We start from the raw sequence: 18,159 nt of genomic DNA, 5'->3' as shown, positions 1-18,159 counted from the left end.
GTCAGTCACATGAATGCTTCGGAGGTACAGCAGATGAAAAACAAAACCATTTTAATAACGGGTGGTACAGGCTCTTGGGGTTGGGAGCTCGTGAAGCAACTCCTGCCGCAGCAGCCAAAAGAAATCCGTATTTTTTCGCGCAATGAAGCACTGCAAGTAGAAATGAGCCATCATTTTCAAGATAAACGACTGCGTTTTATGAATGGGGACATTCGGGATCAGGAGGAATTGATGCAGGCATGTCAGCAGGTCGATTATGTGTATCATCTTGCGGCATTGAAGCATGTCCCGATTTGTGAAAACCAACCGTATATTGCCTTGAAAACAAACGTGATCGGCACGCAAAATGTCATCGATGCGGCCATTGCCAACGGTGTGAAGAAGGTTATCTATGTCTCCACAGACAAAGCTTCCAATCCTTCCAGCACATATGGGATGACCAAGGCGATTGGGGAGCGGTTGATCATCCAGGCCAACACTCGTGATGTCATTACCCGGTTTGTTTGTGTGCGAAGCGGCAACGTTTTGGGATCGACAGGCAGTGTGATTCCCCTTTTCAAAAACCAATTGCAACAAGGATTGGATCTCGGTGTGACAGATGAGCAAATGACGAGATTTTTCTTGAGTCTGGAAGAGGCGATCCACCTGCTCTTTACGGCTACGCATAAAAGTCTGGGCGGGGAAACCTTCGTACTGAAAATGCCCTCTTGCCGGATCATGGATATAGCGGAGGTCCTCAGAGAAGAGGCGGGAGCGCAGGGCAGCCGTATTGTCACCATCGGTATGCGCCCGGGTGAAAAGCGCTATGAAATGCTGGTGTCCGAGATGGAAAGTGACAGGGCGATTGACCTGAATGACCAATACTTTGTCATCCTGCCTGCTTTTCCGCAAGACGAACTGCACGCCTATTACGCTGCATATCCGAAGGTCGACTTTTCCAGCTTCCATTCCGAGTCGATGGTCTTGACCAAGGAAGAGACGAGAGCAATGCTGCGGGCAGGAGGTTTCCTTTCATGAAGACCATTTTGTTTACGGGCGGAGGTTCTGCCGGGCATGTGACAGGCAATCTCGTTCTAATTCCCAAATGCCTGCAAGAAGGTTGGCGAGTGCATTATATCGGCTCAGAGACAGGAATAGAAAAACAGCTCGTAGAAACACAAAAAGCCGTACAGTTTCATAGTATCTCGACTGGAAAGCTGCGGAGGTACTTCTCATGGAAAAACGTGTCTGATGTTTTCCAGGTGCTCCGCGGTATCCTTCAAGCGTATTTCTTACTACGTAAAATAAAGCCTGATGTCGTATACTCACTGGGTGGCTTTGTTTCAGTTCCTGTCGTGCTCGGCGCCCGCATGAACAAGATCAGGACGATTATTCATGAGCCCGATGTGCATATGGGGCTTGCCAATCGGCTCTGTCTGCCTTTTGCAGATACAGTATGCACGACATTTGCGGAAACAAGGAGAAAGCTGAACAGCGAAAAAGCGATCCATGTCGGGCCGCTCATAAAGGAGTCGCTCAAGGCAGGTCAACGTCTGCGCGGAATCGCCGCCTGCGGGTTTCATGAAAAGCAGCCCGTGTTGTTGATCATGGGAGGAAGTCAAGGGGCAGAGACGATCAACCGCATCGTTCGCGGGTCGCTGGCGAATTTGCTGTCCCAATTCCAGGTCATTCATATATGTGGGCAGGGAAAGGTTGATTACTCTGTTCATTATCCGGGGTATAAGCAGTATGATTTCGTTGGAGAGGAACTGGCTGATTTATTGGCAGCCGCCGATGTGGTTGTATCCCGGGCTGGTTCCAATGCCATTTCTGAATTGCTCGCATTACAAAAACCGATGCTTCTCCTCCCACATACGAACGGAGGGGCACGTACAGGTCAACTCGTGAACGCCCAAAACTTTCAAACTGCGGGTTACGCAGATGTACTTTTACAGGAACAGATGACGACACAGATGTTTGTGGAGAGAATCCTCGCCCTGTACAAAAATCGCGAGACTTATCTGGCGAAAATGAGGAAAAATAAGGATGGAAGAGCAGTCGACAAGGTGTGGGCATTGCTAAAAGGAGTTGCACATGAACATTTTGATCGCGGATGATGAAGAATACATGGTCAAAATCGTGAAAGCCTACTTCGAAAAAGAGGGCTTCACTACGTATACCGCCAAAGATGGGCAAGAAGCGCTGAATATGTTGTACAACGAACAAATCGACCTGGCGATCCTGGACTGGATGATGCCCCAAATAAGTGGCATCGAGGTATGCAAGGAAATCAAGGCAAACAGTACAGTAAAAGTCTTGATGCTGACAGCCAAAGGGGAAATAGATGACGAGCTTCATGCCTTGCAAGCGGGAGCTGACGATTACGTACGAAAGCCATTTGACCCGAGAATCTTGTTAGCGCGCGCCAAAAAGATGCTGCATCTGGATGGGCAGTATACGTTTGGACAGATCAAGGTGGATTTGGAGGCGCAAAAAATATATCACGCTGGAGAAGACCTGCATGTGACCAACAAGGAATTCCAGCTCATGAAATACTTTGTGCAGCATGAAGGAAAAGTATTGACGCGAAAAGCCTTACTCGACCATGTGTGGGGATTCGATTATTTCGGTGAGGAAAGAACCGTGGACACCCATATTCGCCGCTTGCGAGAGAAGATCGGCGATAACTGGATAAAAACACATCGAGGGATGGGGTACAGTTTTGAAAATCCGGATAAATAAGATGGGACGGCGGCTGTTTGTGCAGATTGCCATTGTGGTTGCAGTCGTGTACGTTTTGTCTTTTCTTATTAACACGTTCTTTTTGCCGAAGTATTTTTTGTATGAGAAGAAAAATACGTTATCCGCGATTACTTCCCAGATGGAAGGCTTCACAGCAAATGCTCTGCAAAATGAGATCCAACGGCTTGAAAATGAGTACCGCGTCACGATCGTGTACACCTCGTATACGGGAAACAACAATGATTTGAACAAAGCTCTGCTTGCGCTTTTTGCCCAAAAAGGATTACCGCTCAGCAAGTTTTGGGTCACTAAGGAGACTGTTGCTTCCTTACAGGATGGAGAATACGTAAACAAGCTGTATATGCAAGAAAAATTGAAATCGAATGTACTCGTCCGGTTCATGATGAAGGAGCGAGTGGTTTTCGCGATCAGTGAATCGGTTGCGTATTCCAGTGATACGATTCGCATTGTGAATCAGTTCAATACGTATATTTTTCTGGGGGCGTTGCTCTTAACCGTTGTCGTGGGCGGGATGTTTGCCAAACGGATGATTGACCCACTCGCACAGCTGAAGGATACGGCGGAGGAGATTTCCAATCTGCGTTTTCAAAAGGCAGACATTCGGACGGGCGATGAGATAGAGGAATTGGCCCAGAGTATTAACCGGATGAGTGACAAGCTCCAACGCGCTCACGAAGAGCTGGAAGCGAGAAATCGGAATCTGCGAACGTTTATTTCGGATATTTCTCATGAGTTAAAAACGCCACTGGCTTTAATCAAGGCGTATACGGCGGGCATCAAGGATGGTCTGGATGACGGGACCTTTCTGGCGGTCATTGAAAAGCAGACAGACGGTATCTCGGAGTTGGTCAACAAGCTGCTGGAATTGTCCCGCTATCAAACGGATCAATATTCGTTTACTGCTGTCTCTCTCCAGGCTGTGCTGGAACAAACGCTGGAGAAATACCAGTTGCTTATCCAGCAAGAAGCGATTCAGCTCACGATCCAGAAGGAATCGGATGCGAATGATTGTGTGTGGGCTGATCGTGACAAGCTGGAAATGGTGCTGGGTAATCTGCTTGGCAATGCTGTTACGTATACGACAAATGGGCGCATTGATATTTCGATCAGACAGACGGGGGATACCGTCGTTTTTTCCATCAAAAATGGGGTCGGACGTATAGACGTCGCGCAATTGAAGCAAATTTGGGAGCCATTTTATGTGATCGAGCAGTCTCGCAACAAACAGCTTAGCGGAACGGGACTAGGACTCTCCATCGTCAAAGCTGTGTTGGACAAACATCAGGCTCTTTATGATGTGCAGATAGAAGGCGAGGAGATTGTGTTTGCTTTTTCCTTGCAGGGATGTTCCGTGGGGGGAGTTTCGTTATGATGCATCTTGATGATATCGTGAAGCAATTAGAATTGCACAAGCAATGGATTGATTCGATCGGGGAAACAGGAGAGAGATTAGTCGTCGATGAAGTAGACTTTCGCTCTATAGATGTAACAGAGTACCCTTTGGACCAATCTCGTTTGATCGCCAGTACATTTGACGGAATGAATCTAAAGAAGAAAGATTTCTACGCAGCGCACCTCTTCTCATCTACGTTTCGATCAACGAATTTAGAAAATGCCCTTTTCATTAAAAGCGAAGCGTCTTATGCAGACTTTACAAATGCGAATCTACAAAAGGCAAACTTTGTAAAATGCTCGTGCTTTGAAACCGTGTTTGCGCGAGCCGATTTGCGGAAGGCAAAATTAGTGAATGCACTCTTTTATCAGGCAGATTTCAGAGATGCCGATTTACAGGATGCAGATATCCGTAATTCTTCGTTTGAAGAAGTGTTAGTTAGGGGAGCGCAATTACAAGGTGTAATCGGATTAGAAGAAGCTTTTATCATAAGCATAAATATCGGTACCGCCGAGCAGCCAGTCATTCTTGTAGAGGAGGAAGCGAGAGCATGGCTCATGCGGCAAATCCATACGCCATGAAAAAAAAGGAAGAGGACAAGTGCCCTCTTCCTTTTCCCATTAAGCCTTCCCTGCTTCATCCTCCGGCTTCTCCCCCATATCCTTCCCACTACGGAGTGGAATTTCCTTCAGGAACAGCGCGATGATGACCGCGATTCCCGCTACAATCGCCCCAGTCAAAAACGTAGTCGTAATCCCATAGCTCATCGCTTCCCGGATCATATCCAGCATATGAGTAAACAGCGGTTGCAAATCGGGTGGCAGACTAGCTAGTGTGGCTTCAATTTTGGGTTGATCCAACAAATTTTGCGGATTCGTAAAGAGCGACAGCTTCTCTGCCAGAGCGGGGTCGGCTGCTGCGGGATTGTTCCCTTGGCCCATGGCTCCCGACAGTTGCGTCATTTTCGCAGACATGCTGGCACTCATGACGGTTCCCATGACAGCAATTCCGATGGTTCCACCGAGGTTGCGGAAGAGCTGCGAAGTTGCTGTAGCAACACCCAGTTGCTGTGGTGCGACTGCATTTTGCACGGTTAAGGAGAAGACCGGCATCGCAATCCCGATCCCCAGACCGAGAATGACCATGTAGATCACGAGTAAATAAATCGGTGTAGCTGGGGACATGAAATACATCAGCACCATGCCCAAAGCCATGATGGAAAGTCCGCTCAACGCCATCTTTTTATATTTTCCGGTCTTGGTCATAATTTGTCCTGCGAGTGCGGAGGTCGCGAGCATGGCAATAGACATCGGCATCGCCACATAACCGGCCATCGTCGGAGAGATGCCTTTGACTCCTTGGACAAAGAACGGCACATAGATGATTGCGCCCATCATCCCGGCATTCAGGAAGAATCCGACCAAATTGGAGACGGTAAAAATACTGTTTTTGAACAAGCCCAGCGGAAGCACTGGGGTCTTTACTTTCATCTCAATCATAATAAACACGATCAACGAAACGATTGTGGCGGCAAACAAACCAATTATTTGCCACGAGCCCCAAGCGTATTTGCCCGGCCCATCACCTGCCCATGAGAAGGCGAGCAGCATCGGTACGATGGTGAGCGTCAGGAACAGCGAGCCGAAGTAGTCGACAGACTCTCCTTCTTGCTTCGCTACCTTCGGGAAATGAATCATGATCAGAAGAAAGGCAATCACGCCAATCGGCAAGAAGATCCAGAACACCCAGTGCCAGTCGAGATGTTCGACGATATAACCGCCCATCAGAGGGCCAAGCACACTGGATACGCCGAAGACGGCACTCATGATTCCGCCCCATTTCGCTCGCTCGCGAGGTTCGTACAGATCACCCATGGCGGTAAAAGCAGTGGACATGATGATCCCTGCACCCGCCCCTTGAATCCCACGATACGTAATCAGTTGAAAAATATCGGTGGAAAACCCGGACAACAAGGCCCCGATACTAAATAACCCGATACCCGTCAAAATAAAAGGCTTCCTTCCATATATATCGGAGAGCTTCCCTACCAGCACAGAAGCGACAGTGGAGGTCAGCAAATAAATCGTAATCGCCCACGAATAGTAATCCATGCCACCCAGCTTCGAAATAATGCGGGGCATGGCCACCCCGATAATGGTCTGGTTGATCGCGGCGAAAAACATGGCGGTAATAATCGCGATCATGATCGTCACTTTCTTTTTCTCTGTCAGCTGTTGCAATCTTGATGCTCCTCTCTTTGTTGCTCTATATTTTTCAGAACCTGGCGATAGATGCGGACCAAGTGTTGCTTGTCATCATCAGATACGCCGGCAAAAAACTGTTCAATGGTGCTGCTTACCACGGCTTTATATTGCCGCAGGATGTCTTTTCCTTGATCGGTGATGTCCAGTTGCACGACGCGTCGATCCGTACTATCACGATTTCTCGTGGCATAGCCACAAGCAATCAATTTATCAGCGAGACTCGTAACGGCTCCGGGGGTAATATTCATACGTTCTGCTATAGAAGATGCCTTCTGCGGACCATTCACATCCAGAATTCGCAAAAGCATGGCTTGTGAACCTGACACGAGTGGGTCCAGACGCTTGTGTGACTCAGCCGAAACTTTTCGTTGGAGTTGAATATAAAGTTCTTCAAAATGGACTTGGCTTTGCATGGTACCCTCTCCTATTTTCGCTACTTAATTATATATGGAGTTAAATGTTTACCCCCTAAAACAATTACGAGTATACATCGATTCATGTAGGGAAGTCAAAATCAACCTTTTACCAATTTGACCAATTCAGTTGGTCATTATGTGATTAATTTCGTCAAAAATCGGGAAAAAATACTAAATTTCGACCTGATTTCATGGAATTTTCAGAGTTGCGATGCTACAATCAGTTTTGGCTTTCTTTTCATATCAGATAAATAGATAGGTGGGATCTTAACGTGTTTGGGAAAAAATTAACCAGCGCATTGCTCGCAACAGCGCTGATGAGCCCGATGTCGGCTTTGGCAGCTCAAGGGACGAAACAGCCAGCAGATGTCGTGTTAACCAACGGCGCGGTCTACACAGTGGACATAAAGAACAGCTGGGCAGAGGCAGTGGCAATTCGCGGTGACGAAATCGTCTTTGTCGGCGCAGATGAATATGCGAAAGCACACATTGGCAAGGATACGAAAGTAATCGATCTGAAAGGCCAAATGGTGCTGCCAGGCTTTATCGATAGCCATACGCATGCGAGCAAAACGACAGGACTCATTTACTCCATTGATTTGTTTGACGGAGGCTCTGTCGAGGAGTACGTTGCGACCATCGAGAAATTCGTAAAAGAGCATCCAAACGAACCAACACTGCAAGGTCGCGGCTGGAGCAATCCGGTAGTGCCTGGTATCGGTCCACGCAAGGAAGTATTGGATAAAATCGTGCCAACTACGCCCATCGCACTGACCTCAGATGATGGTCACTCTCTGTGGGTGAACTCGGCAGCGTTGAAGCTGGCTGGAATCACGAAGGACACGTCAAACCCTGAGGGCGGCATTATCGAGCGCGATCCGAAAACAGGCGAACCATCTGGAACGTTGCGTGAAAGTGCCATGGATCTGGTACTGTCAAAAATCGGCGGATACACCGTACAGCAATACAAGTCCGGAATTGAAGCCTACCAAGAAAAAGCAGTGGAACGCGGTGTGACTACGGTGCGCGACCCGGATATGCTGCGCTATCCGAATGTACTGGAAGCATATGAGGAGCTCGCGAAAGAGGACAAGCTGACCATCCGCTTCCGCAATGCGTTGACAGCGAATCCAGAAAAAGGACCTGAGCAGGTCGCAGAATTCGTAAAAATCCGTGAGCGCAATCAAAACCCGTTATTCCAAGTAAACGCCGTTAAAATCTTCTTGGATGGTGTCGTAGAAGGCGCTACAGCTTACTTGGAAAAGCCGTATGTCCATAAGGAAACAAACGGAGAATTGATTTGGAAGCAAGATGTTTACAATCAAACAGCTGCCGCAGTAGACAAGGCAGGCTTCCAATTGCACGTCCATTCTATCGGGGACGCTTCTACCCGCATTGCACTGGACGGTATGGAGCTCGCTGAAAAACAAAATGGCAAGCATGATGCTCGCCACTCGCTCGTTCACTTGCAACTGGTCAATGAAACAGACATCGAGCGCTTCAAAAAGCTGGGTGCAGTCGGAATTGTGCAGCCGTTCTGGTTTATGCAGGAAGAGGGCTACTACGATGAGATCGAAGTGCCGTACTTAGGTAAAGAACGCGCAGAAAAAGAATACCCGATGAAGAGCTTCCTGAATAAAGGGGTTCATGTAGCTTCTTCGTCTGACTACATCGTAACGCCAGAATTCAATCCACTGCACGGCATTCAACAAGGCATTACGCGGATCGAGGACGGAGTAACCGATCCGAGCAAAATTGCCAACCCAGACGAGCGTGCGACGCTTGCGGAAATGATCGCCAGCTTCACGATTGATGGTGCTTATGCCAATCACGTGGATGACATTACAGGCTCGATCGAAGTCGGCAAGAAGGCAGATCTCATCGTGCTCGATAAAAACTTGTTTAAAATTCCGGCCACTCAAATCAAAGATGCGAAAGTCGTGCTGACCTTGGTTGAAGGGAAGGAAGTCTATCGTCAAAAGGAAGCAAAGTAAGAGGGGAAAAATGGTCGTCCGTTGCGATGGCCATTTTTTTTTTGTGAGAGGAATCTCATCTGTCTTTGAGGAATAATTCATACGATTCAGATTCGAGCAAATGCTGGAGGTGTCTGACTTGACCCAAACAGAAGGAATCAAAACGATCAAACTGGAGATGGACGTAGGAGGCAATCCATTCGTCGTCCGCACAAAGGACGCAAAGGACGGTATCAATTAACATGAACATCCGCAGAGCAATCGGACAAGAAGCAAGCAAACTGAGCGAGCTAGCCTATCGCTCCAAAGCTTATTGGGGATACAGTGATGAATTCATGGAGGCCTGTCGTGATGACCTGACGTTATCGCCTGCCTATATCGAAAAGCACGAAGTATATGTGCTAGAGGATGAGGGAAGCATCAAGGGCTTCATGAGTCTGGAAGAGGATCAAGAGCAAGAGCAGTGGCTATTAGGTTTTTTGTTCATGGAACCGGAGGCAGTAGGAAAAGGGTACGGAAAGGCTCTGTGGCATCATATGGTAGAGATGGCACAAGAACTAGATATCCCAGTCATCACCATCCACAGCGATCCGTACGCAGAACCGTTTTACTTGTCGAGGGGAGCGAAAAAAGTAGGAGAAATCACGTCTACCGTTATCCCTGGAAGAAAATTGCCGTTGTTGGAAGTGGAGATCATAAAGGTACGGAGTATGGAATAGCTGTAGTCTGTTCCAATCAGCGACAACGCTCAAGCATGCTTTGGATGCTTGGGCTTTTTTACGTTTCCTTCCTTATTTCACGATTTTATACCGGATCGCCTTGGCAACTGCTTGCGTACGATCTACTACGCCCATTTTCTGCAAAATCCGATGGATATGCGTCTTGACTGTACCTTCTGTGATGAGCAAGTGCTGCGCAATCTGATCGTTGCGTTTGCCGTAGGATAGCTGCTCCAGTACGTCCAGCTCTCGATCGGTCAACTGATCAAACATGACAAGAGGGGGAAGCACAGAGTCTGGATTAGAGTCAGAATGAGATGCAGATTCGTGATTTTCTTGTTGAAACTGTAGAACCTCCGCAAGAGCCTTGGCAGCTGTAGCCGTGTAGAACAGTGCCTCTCCCTGATGGGCTCTGCGAATGAGGTCCAACATATCCTGTGAATCGGAATCCTTTAGCATATAGCCGACCGCACCTGCGCGAATACCATCTACGATGTAATCGTACGTGTCAAATGTTGTGAGGATTAACACTTTTACCGAAGGATGGAATCGAGTGATTTCTCGGGTCGCTTCAATTCCTGACATGTTCGGCATTTGTACATCCATTAAGACGACATCAGGGATCACTTCTCCTACGAGCTTCACGGCTTCTTCTCCATTGGAAGCCTCCCCGCTTACTTCCATATCCTTCTGCATTTTTATGACATACCCCAAGCCTTGACGGATCATCGTTTGGTCATCGACCAGGACCACACGAATGGTCTCTTTTTTGTTTTTATTTACCATGCTGGCATTCCTCCGTATTTATCGCTATTTGCTTATCAAAGCGGAAAGCTGATGTCAATTTGAAAGCCATGGGGTTCTCGAATGGAATAGGAAAGGTCTCCGTTTAATTGCTTGGCATGTTCTGCGATACCTATTAAGCCAATTCCCGGTTTGATTTGATGATGATTCGTAATAGTCCCATTGTCCCAAATAGAGAGGAATAGGAAGTTTTGCTTTTTTTCAATCGCGATGAAAATCTCCGTAGCATCAGAATGTCGAATGGAATTGGTAATAGCTTCTTGGAGAATCCGGTAAAGCGTAATCGTCATCTGCTGAGAGAGAGGAATGTCTGCATTGGGACTGATCAGATGCATTTTGATGTCGGTATGCTGTTGGGCTCGTGATAAAAGTATACGCAGTGGTGTGATTCCCAGAGATGATTTGTCTGCAGCTAATGTATGTACAGACGAGCGTATATTATCGAGGCTTTGCTTGGATACCGTAAGCATGTCTCGCACAGCCTCCTGTGCGTCACTCGGTCCGCCTTGCAGCATGTATTTCAAAGCATTCAATTGAACGATTAACGATGTGAGACTGTGTCCCAAGGCGTCGTGAACATCGCGGGCGATTCTGGTCCTCTCCTCCAGGACAGCGGCACGAAGTGTATTCACAGAGGCCGCTTGAAGTTCAGAATGAGCTTCTTGGAGTCCAACATGCGCCTCTTGCAGTTGTTTGAGATGCTGTTGACTCGATTCCTTTGCTTGATTTTGAAGAGATAATCCTCGTGCGCCGATATACCATCCGATATAGGCCACGACATAGCCGATTACCTCCTCAAAATTATAGTCTTTATAAAAGTACATGTAAGAAAAGGAGCATCCCCCAAAAAAAGTCGCATAGTACAATGCTCGGCGTTCAAGAATGTGAAATCCAATAAAAGCTGCCAATGGCAAGGATAGACCGATCTCTTTTCCTACATATAGAACTTTTATAAATGACACGGTACCAAGAACGATAATGGCAATGTCTTTTTGAAAAGGTTTCCAGTTCTTTTTGGGCCTGAGAAACATCAGCAGGAAGCAGAAGATGATGATCAGAGAGATGATAAATGGAATGGTGGGTTCATGCATGTAAGCAGTTGGAATGAGAAAAAATGAGATCAATACAAAAAAACAAATGAGCAGGAAACGGGAGCGAGTTGAAGCGTTCAAGAAGACAACCTCCTTCCTTGGAATACGTACCCATTATAGTTTCATTTTAGCATGCACTGTCGTCTATCTCCCGGTGTATGGTCTTCTATCTCTGGATAGATAAAATCGAAATCCACAATTTGACTATCTGATAGACTTCGGCGACGAATCGTATAAGTAAAATGTGATCTGTGGAGGGAACGCCTCGAACGAGAGGGTCCGAAAAATAGACGATAGGTAGGGAGGCTTTTATGAACGAACTGTTTCAGTTAGCGAAGATTCTACGGGAAACGAGCACCGTGTTTTCCACGCTTTCCTTGCAAGCATTGGATTCAAGTGATATTACCTGGCAACAAGTTCTCATTCTGGAACAAATCGCAATAAGCCCGAAGACAATGGGAGAAATCAGCAAGGCGATCAATCTGTCGTATAGTACGACCTCAGGATTAATCAGTCGGCTGGAACAGATGAACTTGGTGCGCAGATTTCGTGATAAATCGGATCGGCGAATTGTGTGGGCAGCATTGACGGAGCGTGTACCAGCGAATTGGGAGCTACAAGAGGGAAGTGCTTGCACACCTGCATCGCTTGATTCCTTGCGCGAGCTTATTTTGGAGAAAGAAATACTGAGCTGATACGTTACGCTTCCTATAAATAATGAGGTGAGAAAATTTTGAATATATCAGAACTGTCCATTAAACGTCCGGTCACGATGATTATGATATCCGTAGCCATCTTCATTTTTGGTTTGGTTACCTTTCCTCGATTAGCTATTGAATTGATGCCGTCGTTAAATGCTCCGGTTGCGGTGGTCGTTACGTCTGTTGAGGGGGCCGCTCCAGCTGAGGTAGAAAAGCTGGTTACCAAACCGATTGAAAATGCATTAGGTACGGTTCCAAATCTAGACAAGATCACATCGAGCTCGGTGAACGGCTCCTCCATGGTAACTCTTAATTTCAAATGGGGAACAGACATGGATCAAGCCACGCTTAACATGAGAGATAAGGTGGATTTGGTTCGAGGGAGCTTGCCGGATTCAGCTGGTTCACCAAGGGTGTTGAAATACGATCCGTCAAGCCAGCCGATTATTGACCTGGCTGTAACTGGCGATCAAGATGTCAACAAACTGAAAAAAATCGCAGATGATTTGATTAAATCCCGTTTGGAACGAATTAACGGTGTCGCTTCTGTCACTGTTACTGGTGGGCAAGAGCGAATCGTCGACATCATCGTGGACCCCGCCAAACTAGCTGCCTATGGATTGACATTGGATCAAATAAAGTCAGCACTAGAAAACAGTAATGTATCTGGATCAGCCGGAGCGATACGGGAAGGTGACGGAAAGACCAGTATCCGCGTGCAAGGAGAATTCACCAATGTGGACACCATTGCACTCACTCCGATCTCTGTCGGTGGGAGCTTCATCCGATTAAGTGATATCGCCAAAGTAACAGACACCATCAAAGAAGTGACCGAGCTGAGCTACGTTGATGGAAAGCCGAGCTTGGCAGTTGCTGTGATGAAAGGCACCGGCGGCAATACGATCAAAATCGCGAAAGAAGTAAAGGCAGAGCTGGAGAAGATTAATAGCACGCTTCCAGCAAATGTAGAAACGCGTATCGTTTTCGATACCTCGACATACATCCAGAGCTCTGTTGACAACACGGTGGTACATGCTCTAGCAGGTGGTGCCATTGGCGTACTCATGCTGTTCTTCTTCTTGGGCAGTCTGTCGTCAATGCTCATTGCGGTCATTGTCCTGCCTGTATCGATCATATCAACCTTTCTCTTGATGTATATGACAGGTCAAACAATCAACCTGATTTCCCTGGCAGGTCTCACGCTCGGATTGGGATCATTAGTGGATTTCGCGGTCGTTATGCTGGAAAACATTTTCCGTCAGCGGGAACAGGGCAAGAGTATGATGGAAGCGGCATTGGTCGGCTCCAAAGAAGTAGGAACCGCAGTGATGGCTTCCGCATTGGCACAAATTTGCGTATTCTTACCGATTGCGCTGACACAAGGTCTTGTTGCTGAGCTGTTCGCACCGTTAGCTTTGACGGTCGTTTTCTCACACATCGCAGCGCTCGTTTTCACGTTCTTGCTGGTTCCGATGATGAGTGCTCGCATGTTAAAAACAGTACCGGAGCATACGAATCACGAAAAATATCGAGGCTTCAATCCGCTGATCTGGTTTAATATCGGGTTCCATAAAGTGGAAAAAGGCTATCAAAGGGTACTCAAATGGGCATTGGGTCATCGAAAAACGGTGATTGGATCTGCTTTTGCCATGTTGATTGGCTCATTGATGCTAGTTCCATCTCTCGGAGCAGGATTTTTCCCAGAAATGGATCAAGGATTAATCCAGGTAGAGATCAAGTTACCAAAGGGTACCGTTTTGACGGAAACAGAAAAAGTGATGAAACAGGTAGAAGAAGTGGTCAATCAAGTGCCAGAAAAGAAATTGGTCAAGTCTTCGATCGGGGGTAGCGACGGTACTTCAGAGAGTGGTGCATCTACTTCTCATAAAGCAACAATCGATCTGCAAGTTGGAGAGATTTCTACGAGAAAGCGATCAACAGAGGAAATTGCTGTGGGCCTGCAAGAGCAAGTCAAGCATATTGCAGGAGCAGAAATCAAGGTGCTATCCCTTTCTGGTGGTATGGGGGGCGGACCAGCAATCTCCATTGAAATTCGCGGAGATGATCTGGCCGTCTTAACGGAACTGAGTGAGATTGTAAAAGGGGAAGTAGCCAAGGTACAGGGAACGATGAACGTATCTACCAGTGTCCAGGAAATGAGTCAGGAGTTCGATGTGAAGGTCAATACAGAGAAGGCGAGCTTGTACGGATTGACAACAAATGAAATCCTTTCTGCTGTGCGAACTTCTTTCCATGGTCAAACTGTTACCCAGTATCGTACAGGTGAAGATGAAATTGATATAAATCTCAAGCTGCCAGAAGACTATAAGGAAGATATCAATTACTTGAAGAACCTGCGTATTTCCACGCCGACGGGTGCACAAATCAGCCTCACTTCCGTAGCGACCATTAGCAAAGTCGATGTACCGCCATCGATTGAGCGCAAAAACATGACGCGTGAAGTGACGGTCACAAGCGATATGATCGGGGATAACTTGCAAGCGGTCTCGACAGAAATTACGAGTATCGTCAATAAGCTGAATGTTCCGGACGGATACACCATCGAAATTGGCGGGCAAAGCGAGGATATGGGAAATTCTTTTGTAAATCTGGGTCTCGCGATTGTTTTGTCCGTCGTGCTTGTGTACATGGTTATGGCTGCTCAGTTTGAATCCTTTTTCAGTCCATTTATCATCATGTTCTCGGTTCCTCCGAGCCTTACTGGGGTCATATTGGGACTTTTGTTTACAGGCACGCCTATTACCGTATCTGTCTTGATCGGATACATTTTGCTGATCGGTCTGGTCGTCAACAATGCGATTGTATTAATCGACTTGATCAATCAATTGCGTGCAAAAGGTTGGGAATTACATGAAGCGATTTTACATGCGGGGCCTGCTCGTCTGCGTCCGATTTTGATGACAACGCTCACGACGATTATGGCCATTGCACCGCTTTCCGTTGCAGCAGGGTCTGGTTTAGAGCTGCAAGCGCCTATGGCTACTACCGTCATGTATGGTCTGATCTTCTCCACCATGATCACACTGATACTCGTACCTGTGGTTACGGTATGGTTTGACGAAATGGGGCAGAAGCGACGCAACAAACGTAAGCAAAAACAGGAAAAGAAAATGATTGCCACTTTGGAATCGACAAACGCATGAGAAAAGAGGAGGAACCATTCATGATCATAAATAAAAGAATCGCGATTGTGGCGCTACTTTCCCTTACCTTGATCACAGGATGCGCAAGCCAGGAAGATGCAGCAACAACTGCTCCTCCACCAGAAGAAACGGTTACCCCTGTAAAGGTTGAAACGGTAGTACAAGGCGTTGTGACCTCTGAGTCCGGACTGACAGCAAAATTGGCACCGAGTGAGGAAGTGCAAATGTCACCCAAAACCAGCGGGAAAATTACGTCTCTACCCGTAAAGCTGGGTCAGCTCGTAACAAAAGGTCAATTATTGTTTACACTCGATACGAATGAGCTGTCTAACAGCGTAAGAGAACAAGAAGCAGCTCTCCGTGTGGCAAATGCAAACTTAACGCAAGCAGGCAGCACCTCTGACCAAGGCTTGGTGGAAGCACAAAATGATTTGACAGAAGCGGAAAGAGCGCTTGCGGACGCAAAACTAAATCAACAACGTAATCAGAAGCTGTTTGAACAAGGGGCGATTGCTGCTGAGAAAATGGAAGAGGTAAATTCAACGCTCACAAAAGCCCAGATTTCCTATGACAATGCAAAGCAGAAGCTGCAAAGCGCGAAACAAAAAACAAGTGTGCAAGTATCGGCAGCTAGTGTATCGGAGTCACAGGTCAGACTGCAAAATGCGCGAGAGCAATTGGCGAACGCCACTGTCGTCTCTCCGATCGACGGATTTGTCGCAAGCGTGACTGGAGCAGTTGGACAGATGGCAGGCCAGCAAGCAATTGTGACCGTCGTCAAAACAAACCCACTTGTGGTCAAAGCGAATTTGTCCGAAGCAGATGTAACGAAAGTAAAGATTGGAACCGTTGTAAAAGTAAATGTGCAGTCAACAGGAAAAACGATTGAGGCAAAAGTAACGGCGATTAGTCCCGTCATGGATTCGCAGCTCAAAGCCTATCCAGTAGAAATCACGATCCCAAATGCTTCTAATGAATTGAAGTCCGATATGGTCGTGAATATTACCTTCTCACAAGGTTCAGAAGGAGCGAAGTCACTGGTCATTCCTCGTAAGGCAGTCTTTGATCGGGAAGGCAGACAGTACGTGTTCAAGCTGGAAGGGGAAACAGCCAAGCAAGTGGAAGTGTCGACGGGCAACTCGACAAGCGAGTTGATTGAAGTGGTGTCCGGCCTAGCGAGCGGAGAAAAAGTCGTGGTAAAAGGACAGACACTGCTTACGGACGGCGGCAAGGTGAGTATTCAGGAGTAAGCAGAAATGGACGAAAAAGAGGCGGAGCAGATCCGCCTCTTTTTCTTATCAAATGGAAAGATTATCTACTCTACCAAAATTGCCAAACAGAGTATAATTTTAGCTATGGCAGTTGATAAGGAGTCATAAATGATTATTTCCACCAAACTGTGCAAAGGGATTGTCCTGCTCATGACAGTCGTGCTCGTCTCCGGATGCTCGATGTTTGCGAGTAAAGATGAATCCACTGAGCGCCAGAAGATAGAGAAGAAACAGAAAATCACCCGATACACGGGTGAAAAAAGCAAGGTGCTGTCTCAAGTATACACGGGGCGCAAGGAACTAGCTCTGACGTTTAACGGCATGGGCGACGATAAGATGATGAAAAGTCTTTTGGAGCAGCTAGATGCTCATAAGATCAAAGCAACCTTTTTTCTCCCGGGTATGCGAGTCGCCGAGGAACCAGACATCGCCAAGGACATTTTGGCTCGCGGTCATGAAATCCAAAACAACACACTGAATCAACTGGACATGAGCAAGCTCAGCTACGAGCAAATCTTTCGGGAGATTCAGTTGAGTAATGAGGTATTCAAACGCGAGACGGGTATTTCGCCTCGCTATGTGAGAACCAAATCCGGCGATGTGACTGATGATGTTCGTTTGGCAGCGGCCCATCTCGGGATGGAAGCGGTCGTCAGCTACAACATCAACCCAAAGGACCGTGATTTGCAGAAAGACGCCAAAACCATCGGAGATTACATAGCTCGCTACATGTCCAGGGGCAGCATTATCTCACTCAATACAGATATCAACCCTGAGGTGATTCCTGCCATTCCGTTGATCGCCAAGGCGGCAGCAGATATTGGCTACCAGTTTGTTCCGCTCAGTGAGATGGTGAAAAACGGCGGTGAACGCAAGCCGCTGGAACAAATACCAGGCTTTGACGCGGCGAAACTGAATCCGAACTACGAAAATGCAGAGTACGAGATCATATCCCAGGTCGACACAAATAAAAAACAGATCGCGCTAACCGTTGACGACTGGGGAAGCGACAAAACCGTAACGAAACTATTAGACATTTTGGCAGAGCATGATGTGAAAGCGACCTTCTTCTTGCGGGCAAAAGGGGTGGAGAACAACCCGAATTTGGCGAGAGCGATGGTGGAGGGTGGTCACGATGTGGCAAACCATTCTTATAACCATCCGGTCGTAACGACGCTGACAGCCGAAGAATTGCAGAAGGACGTGGTCAAAGCACACCAGGTCATTACGGAAGCGATCCAACAGCAGCCTGTCATGCTGTTCCGTCCACCGACTGGCGTAGTAGACGATCACACAGCCAAAGTGATTGCAGCCACGGGATACAAGGTCATTGCGTTGTACGACGTCACCACTCTGGATTGGGATAAGAAAAACAGCGCTCAAGATATTGTGAATGGTGTCATGAGCAAGACGAAAAATGGCAGTGTCATTTTGCTGCATATGCTCGATGACATCCACACGATTGAGGCACTCCCGCTTGTACTGGAAAGCTTGAAAAACAAAGGCTACACCTTTGTGAAGATGGACGATATGATCAAGCAAAGCCGTTCCGGCAACTAAACCCTTTCTCAGAAAGGGTTTTTACCTTTTTTCGCAAAGCTCGGGCGATTGACAGTAAAAA

The 18,159-nt window shown here is 47.2% G+C and carries 16 protein-coding genes; 12 read left to right on the top strand and 4 right to left on the bottom strand.

Annotation, left to right across the window (positions count from 1 at the left end; all coding sequences use genetic code 11):
- Positions 1-33: 33 nt before the first annotated feature.
- From ACFYU8_RS24960 to ACFYU8_RS24940, 5 genes are read left to right on the top strand one after another with little or no spacing between them, the layout of a single operon-like run.
- Positions 34-1,017: a polysaccharide biosynthesis protein gene (locus tag ACFYU8_RS24960; RefSeq protein WP_390304884.1), complete on the top strand. Its 984-nt coding sequence runs from the start codon at positions 34-36 to the stop codon at positions 1,015-1,017.
- Positions 1,014-2,096 carry an undecaprenyldiphospho-muramoylpentapeptide beta-N-acetylglucosaminyltransferase gene (locus ACFYU8_RS24955; protein WP_390304882.1) on the top strand — a complete coding sequence of 361 codons (1,083 nt, stop codon included), beginning with the start codon at positions 1,014-1,016 and terminating at the stop codon, positions 2,094-2,096. The genes ACFYU8_RS24960 and ACFYU8_RS24955 overlap by 4 nt, the downstream gene beginning before the upstream one ends.
- Complete coding sequence (locus ACFYU8_RS24950) at positions 2,074-2,721, top strand: response regulator transcription factor (protein WP_390304880.1); 648 nt, start codon at positions 2,074-2,076, stop codon at positions 2,719-2,721. The genes ACFYU8_RS24955 and ACFYU8_RS24950 overlap by 23 nt, the downstream gene beginning before the upstream one ends.
- Entirely contained in the window at positions 2,702-4,114 is a 1,413-nt protein-coding gene (locus ACFYU8_RS24945; protein WP_390304878.1) for a sensor histidine kinase, read from the top strand. Before ACFYU8_RS24950 ends, ACFYU8_RS24945 begins: the two co-directional genes overlap by 20 nt.
- The gene (locus ACFYU8_RS24940; RefSeq protein ID WP_390304876.1) at positions 4,111-4,716 is read left to right on the top strand and encodes a pentapeptide repeat-containing protein; all 606 of its coding nucleotides are present in this window, start codon (positions 4,111-4,113) and stop codon (positions 4,714-4,716) included. The genes ACFYU8_RS24945 and ACFYU8_RS24940 overlap by 4 nt, the downstream gene beginning before the upstream one ends.
- Before the next feature lie 39 nt (positions 4,717-4,755).
- Here ACFYU8_RS24940 and ACFYU8_RS24935 read toward each other — a convergent pair whose 3' ends face one another.
- Both ACFYU8_RS24935 and ACFYU8_RS24930 read right to left on the bottom strand, forming a co-directional pair.
- Positions 4,756-6,375 carry a DHA2 family efflux MFS transporter permease subunit gene (locus ACFYU8_RS24935; RefSeq protein ID WP_390304874.1) on the bottom strand — a complete coding sequence of 540 codons (1,620 nt, stop codon included), beginning with the start codon at positions 6,373-6,375 and terminating at the stop codon, positions 4,756-4,758.
- Positions 6,363-6,812, bottom strand: a complete 450-nt coding sequence (locus ACFYU8_RS24930; protein WP_390304872.1) for a MarR family winged helix-turn-helix transcriptional regulator — start codon at positions 6,810-6,812, stop codon at positions 6,363-6,365. Before ACFYU8_RS24930 ends, ACFYU8_RS24935 begins: the two co-directional genes overlap by 13 nt.
- 275 nt (positions 6,813-7,087) lie before the next feature.
- Between ACFYU8_RS24930 and ACFYU8_RS24925 the strand changes: the two genes are divergently transcribed.
- Positions 7,088-8,809: an amidohydrolase gene (locus ACFYU8_RS24925; protein ID WP_390304869.1), complete on the top strand. Its 1,722-nt coding sequence runs from the start codon at positions 7,088-7,090 to the stop codon at positions 8,807-8,809.
- Positions 8,810-9,030: 221 nt separating this feature from the next.
- Positions 9,031-9,507: a GNAT family N-acetyltransferase gene (locus ACFYU8_RS24920; protein ID WP_390304867.1), complete on the top strand. Its 477-nt coding sequence runs from the start codon at positions 9,031-9,033 to the stop codon at positions 9,505-9,507.
- Between the two features lie 72 nt (positions 9,508-9,579).
- Here ACFYU8_RS24920 and ACFYU8_RS24915 read toward each other — a convergent pair whose 3' ends face one another.
- Both ACFYU8_RS24915 and ACFYU8_RS24910 read right to left on the bottom strand, forming a co-directional pair.
- Positions 9,580-10,293 carry a response regulator transcription factor gene (locus ACFYU8_RS24915; protein ID WP_390304865.1) on the bottom strand — a complete coding sequence of 238 codons (714 nt, stop codon included), beginning with the start codon at positions 10,291-10,293 and terminating at the stop codon, positions 9,580-9,582.
- A 35-nt stretch (positions 10,294-10,328) separates the two neighbouring features.
- Positions 10,329-11,483: a sensor histidine kinase gene (locus ACFYU8_RS24910; protein ID WP_390304863.1), complete on the bottom strand. Its 1,155-nt coding sequence runs from the start codon at positions 11,481-11,483 to the stop codon at positions 10,329-10,331.
- Positions 11,484-11,713: 230 nt separating this feature from the next.
- On the opposite strand from ACFYU8_RS24910, the gene ACFYU8_RS24905 reads away from it, so the two are divergent.
- Genes ACFYU8_RS24905 through ACFYU8_RS24885 form a run of 5 tightly spaced genes read left to right on the top strand, consistent with a single transcriptional unit; the run spans position 11,714 to position 18,098 of the window.
- Positions 11,714-12,097 carry a MarR family winged helix-turn-helix transcriptional regulator gene (locus ACFYU8_RS24905; RefSeq protein ID WP_390304861.1) on the top strand — a complete coding sequence of 128 codons (384 nt, stop codon included), beginning with the start codon at positions 11,714-11,716 and terminating at the stop codon, positions 12,095-12,097.
- A 38-nt stretch (positions 12,098-12,135) separates the two neighbouring features.
- Positions 12,136-15,267 carry an efflux RND transporter permease subunit gene (locus tag ACFYU8_RS24900; RefSeq protein WP_390304859.1) on the top strand — a complete coding sequence of 1,044 codons (3,132 nt, stop codon included), beginning with the start codon at positions 12,136-12,138 and terminating at the stop codon, positions 15,265-15,267.
- A gap of 20 nt (positions 15,268-15,287) precedes the next feature.
- Positions 15,288-16,517: an efflux RND transporter periplasmic adaptor subunit gene (locus tag ACFYU8_RS24895; protein WP_390304857.1), complete on the top strand. Its 1,230-nt coding sequence runs from the start codon at positions 15,288-15,290 to the stop codon at positions 16,515-16,517.
- Between the two features lie 6 nt (positions 16,518-16,523).
- Entirely contained in the window at positions 16,524-16,646 is a 123-nt protein-coding gene (locus ACFYU8_RS24890) for a hypothetical protein (protein WP_390304855.1), read from the top strand.
- Entirely contained in the window at positions 16,647-18,098 is a 1,452-nt protein-coding gene (locus tag ACFYU8_RS24885) for a polysaccharide deacetylase family protein (RefSeq protein ID WP_390304853.1), read from the top strand.
- The last annotated feature ends 61 nt before the right edge of the window (positions 18,099-18,159 follow it).

This window comes from Brevibacillus sp. NPDC003359, assembly GCF_042878995.1.
GTDB lineage: Bacteria > Bacillota > Bacilli > Brevibacillales > Brevibacillaceae > Brevibacillus.
This window is presented reverse-complemented; position numbering and strand designations above follow the sequence as displayed.

What these genes read in the sequence shown, in the direction of transcription:
- ACFYU8_RS24960 (WP_390304884.1), top strand. Translation starts at nt 34, where the DNA reads ATGAAAAACAAAACCATTTTAATAACGGGTGGTACAGGCTCTTGGGGT.
- ACFYU8_RS24955 (WP_390304882.1), top strand. Translation starts at nt 1,014, where the DNA reads ATGAAGACCATTTTGTTTACGGGCGGAGGTTCTGCCGGGCATGTGACA.
- ACFYU8_RS24950 (WP_390304880.1), top strand. Translation starts at nt 2,074, where the DNA reads ATGAACATTTTGATCGCGGATGATGAAGAATACATGGTCAAAATCGTG.
- ACFYU8_RS24940 (WP_390304876.1), top strand. Translation starts at nt 4,111, where the DNA reads ATGATGCATCTTGATGATATCGTGAAGCAATTAGAATTGCACAAGCAA.
- ACFYU8_RS24930 (WP_390304872.1), bottom strand. Translation starts at nt 6,812, where the DNA reads ATGCAAAGCCAAGTCCATTTTGAAGAACTTTATATTCAACTCCAACGA.
- ACFYU8_RS24920 (WP_390304867.1), top strand. Translation starts at nt 9,031, where the DNA reads ATGAACATCCGCAGAGCAATCGGACAAGAAGCAAGCAAACTGAGCGAG.
- ACFYU8_RS24915 (WP_390304865.1), bottom strand. Translation starts at nt 10,293, where the DNA reads ATGGTAAATAAAAACAAAAAAGAGACCATTCGTGTGGTCCTGGTCGAT.
- ACFYU8_RS24905 (WP_390304861.1), top strand. Translation starts at nt 11,714, where the DNA reads ATGAACGAACTGTTTCAGTTAGCGAAGATTCTACGGGAAACGAGCACC.
- ACFYU8_RS24895 (WP_390304857.1), top strand. Translation starts at nt 15,288, where the DNA reads ATGATCATAAATAAAAGAATCGCGATTGTGGCGCTACTTTCCCTTACC.
- ACFYU8_RS24890 (WP_390304855.1), top strand. Translation starts at nt 16,524, where the DNA reads ATGGACGAAAAAGAGGCGGAGCAGATCCGCCTCTTTTTCTTATCAAAT.
- ACFYU8_RS24885 (WP_390304853.1), top strand. Translation starts at nt 16,647, where the DNA reads ATGATTATTTCCACCAAACTGTGCAAAGGGATTGTCCTGCTCATGACA.